General features: G+C 30.3%; 11 protein-coding genes. All 11 read right to left on the bottom strand.

The window, feature by feature from the left end:
* Nucleotides 1–40 precede the first annotated feature (40 nt).
* The 11 genes from BV55_RS0109980 to BV55_RS0109930 all read right to left on the bottom strand — a co-directional run bounded on the left by BV55_RS0109980 (nucleotide 41) and on the right by BV55_RS0109930 (nucleotide 13,457).
* Entirely contained in the window at nucleotides 41–1,279 is a 1,239-nt protein-coding gene (locus tag BV55_RS0109980; protein WP_029452683.1) for an ABC transporter substrate-binding protein, read from the bottom strand.
* A gap of 187 nt (nucleotides 1,280–1,466) precedes the next feature.
* Nucleotides 1,467–2,846, bottom strand: a complete 1,380-nt coding sequence (locus BV55_RS0109975) for a radical SAM/SPASM domain-containing protein (protein WP_029452682.1) — start codon at nucleotides 2,844–2,846, stop codon at nucleotides 1,467–1,469.
* Between the two features lie 297 nt (nucleotides 2,847–3,143).
* Nucleotides 3,144–4,235 (bottom strand): ethanolamine utilization protein EutH, encoded by a 1,092-nt coding sequence (gene eutH, locus BV55_RS0109970; RefSeq protein ID WP_029452681.1) that lies wholly within the window; start codon nucleotides 4,233–4,235, stop codon nucleotides 3,144–3,146.
* A gap of 250 nt (nucleotides 4,236–4,485) precedes the next feature.
* Nucleotides 4,486–6,048, bottom strand: a complete 1,563-nt coding sequence (locus tag BV55_RS0109965) for an ABC transporter permease/substrate-binding protein (protein ID WP_029452680.1) — start codon at nucleotides 6,046–6,048, stop codon at nucleotides 4,486–4,488.
* 14 nt (nucleotides 6,049–6,062) lie between these two features.
* Nucleotides 6,063–7,172, bottom strand: a complete 1,110-nt coding sequence (locus BV55_RS0109960; protein ID WP_029452679.1) for an ABC transporter ATP-binding protein — start codon at nucleotides 7,170–7,172, stop codon at nucleotides 6,063–6,065.
* Nucleotides 7,173–7,337: 165 nt separating this feature from the next.
* A complete protein-coding gene (locus BV55_RS0109955) occupies nucleotides 7,338–7,955 on the bottom strand; it encodes a GntR family transcriptional regulator (protein WP_029452678.1) in 618 nt (205 codons plus the stop codon).
* Nucleotides 7,956–7,966: 11 nt separating this feature from the next.
* The gene (locus tag BV55_RS0109950) at nucleotides 7,967–8,893 is read right to left on the bottom strand and encodes an ROK family protein (protein ID WP_029452677.1); all 927 of its coding nucleotides are present in this window, start codon (nucleotides 8,891–8,893) and stop codon (nucleotides 7,967–7,969) included.
* A 265-nt stretch (nucleotides 8,894–9,158) separates the two neighbouring features.
* Nucleotides 9,159–9,920, bottom strand: a complete 762-nt coding sequence (locus BV55_RS0109945; RefSeq protein ID WP_051652480.1) for a YdcF family protein — start codon at nucleotides 9,918–9,920, stop codon at nucleotides 9,159–9,161.
* Nucleotides 9,921–10,021: 101 nt separating this feature from the next.
* A complete protein-coding gene (locus BV55_RS0109940; RefSeq protein WP_029452675.1) occupies nucleotides 10,022–11,347 on the bottom strand; it encodes a pyrimidine-nucleoside phosphorylase in 1,326 nt (441 codons plus the stop codon).
* 19 nt (nucleotides 11,348–11,366) lie between these two features.
* A complete protein-coding gene (locus tag BV55_RS0109935; RefSeq protein ID WP_029452674.1) occupies nucleotides 11,367–12,185 on the bottom strand; it encodes a purine-nucleoside phosphorylase in 819 nt (272 codons plus the stop codon).
* A gap of 99 nt (nucleotides 12,186–12,284) precedes the next feature.
* Nucleotides 12,285–13,457 carry a phosphopentomutase gene (locus BV55_RS0109930; protein WP_029452673.1) on the bottom strand — a complete coding sequence of 391 codons (1,173 nt, stop codon included), beginning with the start codon at nucleotides 13,455–13,457 and terminating at the stop codon, nucleotides 12,285–12,287.
* Between the last annotated feature and the right edge of the window lie 160 nt (nucleotides 13,458–13,617).

Below are 13,617 nucleotides of genomic sequence, written 5' to 3'. Positions count from 1 at the left end.
AAATTTAAACTTTCGAAATATCTACTATGAGTTTTAACGATTATTTATTATATTTTCCCATTAAATCCTCCATATCTTTTTCTACACTATTTTCACTATTAATAATCTTAGTTATATCTTCATTAATTTTATCCTTATTTTCTAAATCATTTATATTTATTTTTAAATATGTGCCATTTCTATTAATATTATCCAATATCCTCAAAGGCTTCTTTTCATTTATAAAACTATAACTAGTGTTATAAATCGATTCATCTTGATACTTGTTATAGCTTAAAAATATATTATAAGAATTGGTTGCCTCTAAAATGCTGTACTTTTCTAATAAAATGAATTCAATAAATGTTTCAGCAAGTTTTTTGTTTTTGCTTTCTTTCATTATGGCAAAGTTATATCCTGATGATAACACATCTCTATTTCCACCAGATTCAAAGCTAGGTATCTTAGATACTCCAAGCTCTACTTTTTTATTAGATGGTACATTTATATATATATCATTTAATGTTTTATTATTTCCTATGATAAAAGGTATATCTCCATTTATTAATAACTTAGTTGCCTCATCTTCATTTAATATACTAGCCCTGTTATCTTTAAATATTTCTTTTAAGACTTCCATTGCCTTTATTTCATTTACATTATTATCTTTTTTAGACTTATCTACTTTAAGCTGATTTATAAGTATATTGTAAAATTCAAAATAATCTTCTCCTGTGTATGCTAATATATTATTATTCATACTGTTTTTTAAAGATAATATATGATTCCATGTACTTATATCCTCTATTTTTAAGTTGTTACTATCTAAAAGTGATTTATTATAATATAAAACTACTGGCTCGTCATAAAATGGGAAGGCCATTATTTTATCTCCAATAGTCACTTGATCTATCCTCTCTTTTCTTATTGAATCCCTATAACTTGAAATAAATTCATTAACCTCTGAAAAAGAAAGGGGATACTTACTTCCGAAATAATTCACATATCTCGAAGGCATTATTACTATATCCGCATTATTGTTTGGTTTTTTTAAAGAATCTTCAAATCCTTTTTTAAAATAATCTTCTTCCATTTCTTTAATAGTTATATTTACCTTAGGATTGTTCTTTTTAAACTTTTCACTTAAGTTTAATAGATAATTATAATTTTCACCTTCAGCTATAATTGTTAAATTCCCCTTTAGAACACCTGTATCGCTGTTCCTTTTAGAAATTTTATAAAAAACTATAAAGATTATGCTTAATATTATACATATAAACATAAAAATTTTCTTTTTCACTTTTAATCATCCTTTTTTAGATTTAGTATATCATATCTATGTTTAGGTTTATAATTAATACTGCAAATTTTTCATATGTAGAATCTTAAAAAAAGATAATATTTAGGCATCAAATTTTATTATAATAACATATAGTCTATGTGTAAATACATAGACTATATGTTATTGCTATTATTAAAATCTTAATTTAGCCTTTTGACATTTTATAATTTCCTTTAGAATTGAAATCTTCTTTCCATGCCTTTTCTGCATAAGGTTTAAAGTCTTTAGCGTAATCATCTAATTCTTTCATAAACTTTTCATTATCTATCATTCTATTAGCACCAGGATGTGTTGCATAAGCTCCAGTCTTTTCAACTACTTCTCTTATAACTTTAGTATTATCAACCATCATACAAGGTAATAATAAATTTTCATTATATGGTTGTCTTGATCTAAGCTCTTTAAAAAATGGTCCTCTAAATACATCTATAAGGCTCTTATCTTTGACGTTATCACAGGCAAAGTGAGCAAATATACAAGGTTCTACATCTCCTTTAGAGTTTACATGGCAATAGAATTTTCCTGCGATGCATCCACCAACATAGGGAGCATCGTTAAAAAAGTCTATTGTAAAGTAAGGTTTAGTACTTCTAATATTTCTTGTCCTTTTTCCAAGTTCTATCCTTTGCTCTGGAGTAAGCATTGCACCTACATCTGGATTATCTCCAATAGGCATATACATAAAGTACCAAGTCATTTTAGATCCTTTTTCTATAAGCATGTCTGTAAACTTATCTGAGGTAACTGTATCCATATTAACCCTAGATGTAGCGGAAGACACACCAAATAGCACTCCTCTTTCCCTTAATAGATCCATACCCTTCATAACTTTATCAAATGTTCCCTTACCTCTCCTTTTATCTGTTTCTTCTTCAAAACCTTCTAATGAAAACATAGGAAATACATTTCCTAAATCTCTAATCTTATCTGATAATTCTTCATCAAATAAGGTTCCATTAGTAAATGGAGTAAATAACATATCATCATATTTTTTATATATGTCTAACATATACTTTTGAAAGAAAGGTTCTCCTCCAAGCACTACTATATAGTATATGCCAAGATCTCTAGCCTCACCTATAATTCTATCTACTTCTTCATAGGTAAGATCATCTTTTTTATCATAATCTGCAGCATAACACCCTGTGCATCTTAAGTTACACCTCATGGATGGGCTTATTAATATAGTAAACGGTACTTTAGTACCTTGTTCTTCAAGAATCTTTGCTCTTTTAGGCATTCCATACCAGTTTGCATTTCCTAAAAAGTTTACAAAAAACTTTTTCATACATCTTTTATCAGTAGTAGTTAATATATTTTGAATATATTGATGAGTAGCTGGATTGTTATTATAATGATTGTATACACCCTGTATTTGTTCCTTTTCTTCTTTTCCTTTAGCTAATTTATTAGCTAAAGAATATAATTTATCTACATTTTTTTCTGGATCTTTATCTAATAAATCCACTATTGCAGATAATGTAACATCTTTTGCTCCTTTTTTAACAGTTTCTTTAATGCTCATAATATTTCCCCCTATCTTCTAGTTATCAAAATATTTATACCTTAGAGTATATTCCAATTGTATTGTTTATACCATCATTTTTCAAGAATTGTTCTTATATTAATAGTTTATTCAAAAAAAAATAGCTATAAATATATAGCTAAATCAATATAACAAATCCCCTTAACACATTACAGGCTGATATTAATAATATATAACTTGTTAATATTTTGTTAACAAATAAAGATTCTAAGAACTTATATATTAAATATACTATATTTCTACTATTCACATCCACAAAATGAGGACTTTACAATTTTATACTTCCATCTTTTCCTCTATAAAGTCACTTTCAAATAATATACTAGCTAAAATCATAGCACTGAATCCAGCTACTAATTTTGATATTATAAAAACTCCTAAAACTTCAGGCTCTTTAGCAGATATAAATCCCATCTGTCCACCAAAAACGAAGGCCCCACTCACGCTAAAGGCTGTACACAGTACCTTTCCTTTAATATTCATTTCATTAAAGCTTGCAAACACTAAAAGATTGCTGGCAAAACACCCTAGGAATGCGGCAACAGATACTGAATCCAATCCAAATCGTCTTCCAAGTCGTCTAAATGTTTCTTTAAATATTCTACTAATTACAGAAATCATTGGATAAGCACCACCTAATACAAATGCAATTTTTCCAGCTACTGCAATTGAATCTTCTGGTGGTATAAGCCCCTTTACTAATTTAACACCTAATATAATATCTATACCTTGTATAATAAGTCCAGTTACCCCTATACCTATTATTACCTTTCCTAAAAGCGAAAATAACTTCATAACTTTCTTAGGGTAACGTATAAGACCTACAGATAAAAGTAGTGCAAAAATAATTATAGGCATTAAATTCCAAGCTAAAGTTGCTACATCTATTCCTTGAATTACCCCACCAACAAGACACCCAAGTGGTATTGTTATTATTCCAGCCATTATGCCCTTTGATAAATACTCATGGTCTTTTTTATCTACCATACCTATCGCCATAGGTATGGTAAAGCTTATTGTTGTACCTAGCATAGATGAAAGTATTACGCCAGAAAATATCCCCATTTCCTTACTAAAAGCTATTTCTTTAGCTAATGCATAAGATCCCATATCACTAGCTAATATCATAGCAGGAAATAATGATGGGTCTAATGAAAACAGTTTTGCAATAGGATTTATAATTGTAGTAATTACCGTAGCAAAAAGAGGAGAAAGTGAATAAATACCTACCATACCAATGGCAAGTGGTCCCATAGTCTTTAAACCCTCTTCAAACTTTTCACCTACCTTTAATCTATTTCCTATAGCAAAATCTATACCTCCAAATATAAAGAAAAAACATATAATTCCTAAAATTATCTTGTCCATTTTATCTCCTCCTTAAGGCGGTTAATGCTTTGATAAATCATACACCTATGATACACTAAAGTTCTGTACAAATGAAGAAAAATAATTATGATATTAATTATTTAACCTATAATCCAAAAACAGTGCAAAATACATAATTTCCATGTATTTTGCACTGTTTTTATTAGATATAATTTTTCATCAAATATATACTCTGATTTTTATATTTATTAAAATTAGAGTATATATTTACTATAATCCTATTTTACACTTAAATAAGACCTCTTTCTCTTAAAAAGTCGTCTGCTACCTTTCTTGGATCTTCTCCGTCTTTATCCACTTTATAGTTTAATTTTCCCATATCTTCTTCACTAATTTCTCCTGCTAGCTTATTTATAACCGCCTCAAGTTCAGGATGCTTTTTCAATACTTCTTCTCTTATTATGGGTACAGAATAATAAGGTGGAAAAAATCCTTTATCATCCTCTAACACCTTTAATTTGAAGACTTCAAGTAATCCATCTGTTGAAAATGCATCTATTACTTGAGTATTATCATTCATAAGAGAAGTATATCTAAGGCCTCCGTCTATAGCCTTTACATCTTTAAAGTTCATCCCATAAGCATCCTTTAATCCTAAATAACCATCCTGTCTATTTGCAAATTCAATAGTAGATCCTAATATAAGATCTCCACTAACCTTTGATAAATCAGAATAGGTTTTAAGATTATACTTTTCTGCTGTATCTTGTCTTACTGTTAATGCATAAGTATTATTAAATCCTAATGGTTTAAGCCACTTAATGCCATAATCATTTTTAAAGGATTCTGAAACTACTTTATAAGCTTCATCTTTATCGCTTATATTCTCATGTTTCATTATATTAATTAAAGCTACACCAGTATATTCCACATATAAATCTACTTCTTTTGCTTTTATAGCATTAAAAGTTACAATACTTCCTCCTAAGTTAAGCTTTCTTTCTACCTCTAAGTCTGTATTTTCTTCTATTAATGTAGCTATCATATTTCCTAAAATTAGTTGCTCATTATAATTTTTTGACGCTACAACTATTTTGTTTTTAGATCCAAAAAAGGATTTAGAAAATCCAAATACAATAACAACTAAAATTACTCCTGCAATTACACCTAAAACTTTTTTATCTCTCTTATTGTTATTTCCATTAGTATAACTTACTCCATTTGGAGTAACTACCCTTTCTATTTTCCCTATAATGAAGTCTATAAGAAGTGCTAGTATACAAGCTGGAATAGCCCCTGCAAGTATCATATTATTATTAACAGTTTGGACTCCAGCAAATACCATATAACCAAGTCCGCCTCCACCTATAAATGCTGCAATAGTCATAAGACCTACTGCTGTTACCGCTGAAATTCTAATACCAGTCATAATAACTGGTAAAGCTAGAGGTAACTCTACCATAAACAACATATCTTTTCTTCTCATACCCATGGCCTTAGCTGCTTCTAACATATCTGGGTTAATATTTTTTATAGAAGTATATGTATTTTTAAGTATAGGCAATAGCGAATATAAAAACACCATAAAAACTGCTGGCTTACTTCCTATTCCCATAACAGGAATTAAAAATCCTAGTAAAGCAAGACTAGGTATGGATTGTATTATATTGGCTATACCAATTAAAGGTCCTGCGAGCTTTCTTTTTCTTGTAATTAGTATTCCAAGTGGAACTCCCACAATTATTGCTAAAAGTACTGCCATAATTGTAAGTTGTATATGTTCTAATATTAATGTCGTTATTTCACCTTTTCTAGATAAAACAAAACTAAAAAATTCTTTTACTGAAGCCATACTATTATCATCTCCTAATCTATATATTGGCTACTTAAAACTGTTATCAGCCTGCTTCTTGTGATCAATCCACATAGTTTACCATTATCTAAAACTGGTATATATCCAATAGAGGCTTCATTCATCTTTGTAAGTACTTCAACAATAGATTCATCCTTATTTGCATAAATAATATCTCTTTCCATTATATCTTTAAGCTTTAAAGCCTCATTTTCTTCTCTTCTTATAACCTTTAGAGTTACTATTCCTAAAAGATTACTTTGTCTATCTACTATAAGTAAACTATCTACCTTTTTCTGTCTCATTATGCCAACTGCTTGAAACACAGTTCTCCCTTCGATTGTTGTTACAGGATCTTCAATCATTATATCTTTAGCTTTTATAAGCTCTGGTTTATTCCAGATTCTATCCTTACCAATAAACTCCTCTACAAACCCTTCTTTTGGATCCTTTAATAAAATTTCCGGCTTATCATATTGTAATATATTACCGTCCTTCATAATACAAATTTTATCTCCAAGTTTAATAGCTTCATCCATATCATGAGTTACAAAAACTATAGTCTTTTTTAATTCTTCTTGTAATGAAAACAGCTCATCTTGAAGCTGGTTTTTACTTATAGGATCTAGCGCACTAAAAGGCTCATCCATTAATATTATCTCTGGATTAGTAGCAAAGGCTCTAGCTACACCTATCCTTTGTTGCTGTCCTCCACTAAGTTCACCTGGATACCTGTCTATATATTCATCATATTTCATGCCTACCATCTCTAATAATTCTATAGTTCTACTTTTGGTTTTATCCTTTGTCCAGCCTTTTAATCTAGGTACTATTCCTATGTTTTCACCTACAGTCATGTGAGGAAAAAGCCCTGTTTGCTGTATTACATATCCTATATTACGTCTAAGATCTATGGTATCTTTTTTCGATATATCTTCTCCATTTATGCTTATAATTCCCTCTGTAGGTTTAATGAGTTTGTTTATCATTTTAAGTGATGTAGTCTTACCGCAGCCACTTGGTCCTATAAGTACTACAAGTTCACCTTTTTCTATATTAAAATTTATATTTTTTAATATGTCCTCTCCGCCAAAATCTTTTCTTACATTTTTGAATTCTATCATATCACCACTCCTAAAATAAAAAAGTAACAACTTCATATTAACATAAAGTTGTCACTTTCTAAAATCTGTAAAGGTTTTATTATGTAAAGTTTTAGTGAACCTTTTATGAACCAATGTTAGTTTTTATAGATTTACTTTTATAAAGATTACTGTAATTTTTTATGTTTAATCATAAATTAATTCACATACCTTATCATATACTTCTCCATTTCCTATAACTACTATTGTATCTCCCGCGGTAAAAACATAATCAGGTCCTGGAGATACAATGGTATTTAATTCTCTTCTATAAGCTATAATAGTAGCTCCTGTATATTGCCATAGCTGTATTTCATTAACCTTTTTTCCTATGACCTTGCAATTACCTTTTATACTAACTTCAATAAGTAAAAATGGAGATATGTTGTTAAATCTTTCTATGAAATCCGATATTTTATTTAGATTCATTTCTAATTGTTCATCTAACTTTTTCTTTTGTTTAATTATATCAAGGACAGTTTCTTTAGCTGCATTTATATTTTCATTATTATTATTTCTAGATATAAACTTTTCTGCAGAAGATATTGATACAATTTTAACTCCACTGCCTTTTAAACTAGCCACCACATCCATGCCTTCTAAAAGAGCTATAGCTCTTCTTATAGTTTCTGGGGACACATTATATACACCTGCAAGAGTCGATCTTCCACTTATTTTTTCTCCTACTTTAAACTCACCGTTTATTATTTTATTAGCAATGTCTAACGCTATATTTTTGTATACAGGATTTGAATCCTTTCTCATATTCATATCCACTACAACATTTCATTTAAAGCTATGTAACAAGCTCCATATACACCCGCATCATTTTGTAAAGCGGCAGGTATAATCTTTGTATAGCTTCCATATGAACTCATAACTTTATTTTTAAACTTATAATTTAAGGCTTTGAAGAATTCTTCCCCCTCAGCTGATATGCCTCCACCTATAATTATAATACCAGGATCTAACACATAAGTTATGCTAACAAGACCATTTACAACATGGTTTAAAAAGTTATCATACACATTTAAAGCAATAATATCCCCATTATGCACTAGCTTCATTATTTTCTCACCATTTACATCTTTATCCACATCAATCTTTTCTAAAAGAGCTCTTTCTTTATACTGCCTTATCAATGAGGATGTAGAAGCATATCTTTCATAACACCCATTACCACCACAATTACACTTTTCGCCTTCTTCATTTAAAATAGTATGACCCACTTCTCCTGCTCCTCCAGCTGATCCTTTATATAATTTCCCATTTATAATTATTGCCCCACCAATACCAGTGCCTAAGGTTACACATGCAAAGTTTTTTTGGCCCTTTCCAGCACCCTTCCACATCTCTCCAATTGCTGCTGCATTCACATCATTTTCTACAAAAGTATCTAAACCTAAAGCATTTTTAATATACTCTGATAATTTAGTTCCAGTATAATTTGGTAAGTTTCCTGAAGCAAAGACTATTTCTCCCTTTTTAGAGTCTACTTGACCTGCTGTACTTATACCTACCTTATCTACATTATGCCCTTCTTGAAATCTTTTTATTATCTTTACCATTTCTCTTGGTATAGTTTCATTACAATTTTCTTTAGGTGATGCTACCTTATCTTTAAATATAATACTACCTTCTTCATTTATTAAAGCATACTTTATAAATGTTCCTCCTACATCAAAACAAGCTATATTCTTCATACTTTCCTCCTATGTTAATTCTAATATCATAAATTACCTATTTAAATTACTTATATTACTCATTATTATAGTATATATTGCTATTTAAATTAAGCTTATTAATTAAATTTAAACTTTTTATGTGAATCTACAAATATTAAGCTTATTTTTATCTATATCTATAAAATTAGGACCATTACCACTTTAAAGGTAATAGTCCTAGTATTATTACAAAGCTTTGTAAAAGCCTTTTATTTTTACTTATAACTTATTGTAAAACTTATATTTATCTATCAACAAAATAAGACTTAATAACCCCAAAATATTCTCTAATAAAGTAAGCAGGCTTTATTGCCTTTTTCACATCTACAGAATAGGTTACAGAATTAATCCCAGCCCTCTTTGAGAGAAACTTTGCTCTAAAGCAATGAAAGTTATTGGTTATTATTGTAACCTTGTATTTTTCTTTGCTTGTCCATTTACTATCCATAATTTCTTTTGAAAATGTTATGTTTTCACTAGTATTAGTTGCACTTTCTTCTTTAACTATTCTATTTTTATCTAACCCCTTAGAAACAAGGTACCTTTCCATAGCTTCAGCTTCTGTAACTGTTTCTCCAAAACCTTGACCACCTGAAACTACAATTACGCTATTATCATTAACTTTAGAAAGTTCAATTGCTCCATCTAGCCTTCTAGTTAATGTATCTGATGGTACATCCCCCCATAACCCTGCTCCTAAAACCAGTATATAATCTGTTATACTAGTGTTCTTTACAGTACCTTCTTTGATTATAGCACCTTCGACAATAATTACTGATGTTAATATCAATATAACTACCACATTTACTATGCAATCTATATAATGAAAATACTCTATTTTTTCATATCTTTTTAAAACAAATTTCAAAATACTTGTTATTATGGCAATGGCACCTATGATTATTATGATTTTAGAAATACTATTTATTGAAAAGCTTAATATTATTCCATAAATTAAAAGTATTGTACCACTTATCATTAAAACTAAATTTATAATCTTACTCATATAATTTATCCTTTCCATATATTATAAAATAAAGGATTAATCTTAATTTAAAATTTAAGACTAATCCTTTATATATACGAAGTTACTTTTGAAAAGTTATGTTAAAATTTCTTTATTCCATTCTTTGTAACTATTCCTTTTATAAGTTTTTTCTTTTCAATACTTTCTGAAACTATGGTATAAGCTTTAAGCACTTTTTCTTCAGATTGTAGTCTCTTACCTTCATCATTTGCATATATAGTTGCTATAGCTTCACCCTTTTTAACGAAGTCCCCTATCTTTTTATGAAGCATTATTCCGACGGATAAATCTAATACACTTTCCTTTGTTTCTCTTCCAGCCCCTAAAACTAAAGCCGCTATGCCTATATCATCTGCCTTTATAGATTTTATATATCCCTCTTCTTTTGCAAATACAGGCTTTATTATGGAAGGAGTTTCAAATAATCCTGGATTATCCACAAATCTTCCATCTCCACCTTGAGCTTCAACTAACTCTTTAAGTTTTTCTAAGGCTTTACCTGATTTTATTACTTCTTTAAGGATTTCTCTTGCGCTTTCGTAATCAGCAGCCTTTTCCCCTAAAACTAACATGTGAGCACCTAATGTTAAACATAACTCTGTTAAATCCTCTGGTCCATGTCCTTTCAATGTTTCTATAGCTTCCATAACCTCTAGAGCATTACCTACCGCAAAACCTAAAGGTTGATCCATGTCAGTTATTACACCTATAGTATTTCTTCCTACATGTGTACCTATCTTTACCATTTCATCTGCTAATTCAAAAGCACTATCTTCATCTTTCATAAATGCACCACTACCTGTTTTAATATCTAAAACTATAGCATCTGCACCTGAGGCTATTTTCTTGCTCATAATACTCCCTGCAATAAGTGACATATTATCTACAGTACCTGTAACATCACGCAAAGCATAAAGCTTTTTATCTGCTGGAGCAAGGTTTGCTGTTTGACCAGCTATTGCTATCTTTTTATCATTAACATTAGACATAAACTCCTCTATGGACATTTCTACTGAAAATCCTGGGAAGGATTCTAATTTGTCTATGGTTCCTCCTGTGTGTCCAAGACCTCTCCCTGACATCTTAGCCACAGGAACTCCAGCTGCTGCTACCATAGGGCCTACTATTAGTGTAGTAGTATCTCCTACGCCTCCTGTGCTATGTTTATCCACTTTAATTCCCTTTATTTTAGACAGATCTATAGTTTCACCACTATCTACCATAGCCATAGTAAGCTCTGAGGTTTCACTCATATTCATCTTTTGGAAGTATATAGCCATCATTAAGGATGAAACTTGATAATCAGGAATTTCTCCCTTAGTATATCCTTCTACAAAAAATCTAATCTCTTCTTTAGTTAATTCTCCACCATTTCTTTTTTTTGTTATAATATCGTACATTCTCATAATTTATCACCCTACCCTCTTATAGATTCTTTATTATATTTTCCATTAAATTAATAAACTTTTCTCTAGCCATAGCTGAAGTTTCCATTACCTCTTGATGATTTAATGGTTGATTTAATATACCTGATGCCATATTAGTTAGACAGGATACTCCTATTACTTTCATCCCGCTATGATTTGCAACAATAACCTCTGGTACAGTTGACATTCCAACAGCATCTGCCCCAAGTATTCTAGCCATTTTAACCTCTGCTGGTGTTTCATAAGTAGGACCACTAAATAATGTATATACCCCTTCTTTAAGGTCAATATTAATAGATTTAGCTATTTCCTTAACTTTATTTCTTAAGTCTTCGTCATAAGGATTAGACATATCAGGGAATCTTGCTCCAAACTCATCTAAATTTTTTCCTATAAGTGGATTTGATCCTGAAAAGTTTATATGATCTTTTATAAGCATCAAGTTGCCTTGCTCAAATTCTGTATTTACAGATCCAGCTGCATTAGTCACTATAAGTTTATCTATACCTAATAGTTTCATAACTCTTACTGGGAAAGTAACATCCTTCATATCATAACCTTCATAATAGTGAAATCTTCCTTGCATAGCAAGAACTACCTTTCCTTGAAGTTTACCTATAACAAGTCTTCCTTCATGACCTTGTACAGTAGATACTGGAAAGTGTGGTATGTCAGTATATGAATAGCTTTCAGCCTCTTCTATTTTATCTGCTATAGCACCAAGTCCAGATCCTAATATTATAGCTATCTCTGGTTTATACTTACTTTTTCCTTTTATATAGTCTGCTGCCTCATTTAATTTTGCCATTAATTCCATTAACAAAACCTCCTAATTTTTATTATTTATTATTAAAATATCTTGAAAAGCTTGTGAACCTATGTCTATTCTTCACTTAAACCTTTTTAACATATCTTACTATTTAATTATTTCTTTTAAAAAGCTTTCTCCATTTTTAACTTTTTCTACGCTGAAGATATCTGCAATAGTTTGCCCCATATTATAAAATCCTTTTTTTATTCCCATATTAACATTTTCTTTTAACTCTTTTCCATAAGCTAAAAACGGTATATATTCTCTTGTATGATCTGTTCCAGGTACAGTAGGATCACATCCATGATCTGCAGTTATAAATAGGGCATCACTGTCTTTCATTTCATTTAGTATGTCTAAAAGTCTATTATCAAATTCCTCTAGCCCTTTTCCATAGGATATAAAATCATTCCTATGACCCCATTTCATATCAAAATCCACAAGATTTGTATATATTAATCCCTTTTTATCCGTTTTCATATATTCTAAAGTTTTATCTATACCATCCATATTATCTTTTGTATGTACTGCTTCAGTAACACCCTTTTTACAAAATATATCTTCAATTTTACCTACCGCCATAACATTTAATCCATTATTTTTTAGTATATCAAGTATTGTATCATGAGGTGGTAACAATGAAAAATCTCTTCTGTTAGATGTCCTTACAAAGTTTGGAGCATCTCCAATAAAAGGCCTTGCTATAACTCTTGCTACTGCATACTGATCTTTTAAAATGCCTCTTGCTATTTCACACATCTTATATAATTCATCTAATGGAACTATATCTTCATGTGCAGCTATTTGAAATACACTATCTGCTGATGTGTACACTATAACTTTCCCTGTATTCATATGTTCTTGTCCTAGTTCTTCAAGGATAGTTGTGCCGGAGGCTGGTTTGTTTCCTATAATATTTCTTCCAGTTAATCTTTCAAATTCTTCAATTATTTCCTGTGGAAAACCATCTGGATAAGTTGGAAATGCTTCTTTTAAATAAACTCCTGCCATTTCCCAGTGCCCAGTAGTTGTATCCTTGCCATTAGACATTTCTTCAAACTTACCATAACAGCCTATAGGATTTTTATTATATTTTGTTCCCTTAATTCCATCTATATTGCCAAGTCCTAGCCTTTCCATATTAGGTATTTTAAGTCCCCCTACTGAATTTGATACATTTCCTAGTGTATTAGCTCCTTCATCACCATATTTATTTGCATCTGGTAACGCTCCTATTCCTACACTATCTAAAACTATCCATATAATTCTTTCTATCATTTTATGTCCCCTCCCTAAATCTTCAATAAATATATTATATTTTTGTAAGCGCTTTCGTCTATCCTATATTTATCCGATGGCTACCATCCGTAACACTCCTGTCCTCTTCAAGGTGGGGGATGACGGCTGCTACGCCCCTGGATAAGTTCTTCTAAGACTC

This window comes from Clostridium algidicarnis, assembly GCF_000703125.1.
Classification (GTDB): Bacteria; Bacillota; Clostridia; order Clostridiales; family Clostridiaceae; genus Clostridium_L; species Clostridium_L algidicarnis.
Note: the sequence above shows the minus strand (reverse complement) of the source record. Positions and strands in the feature narration are given on the sequence as shown.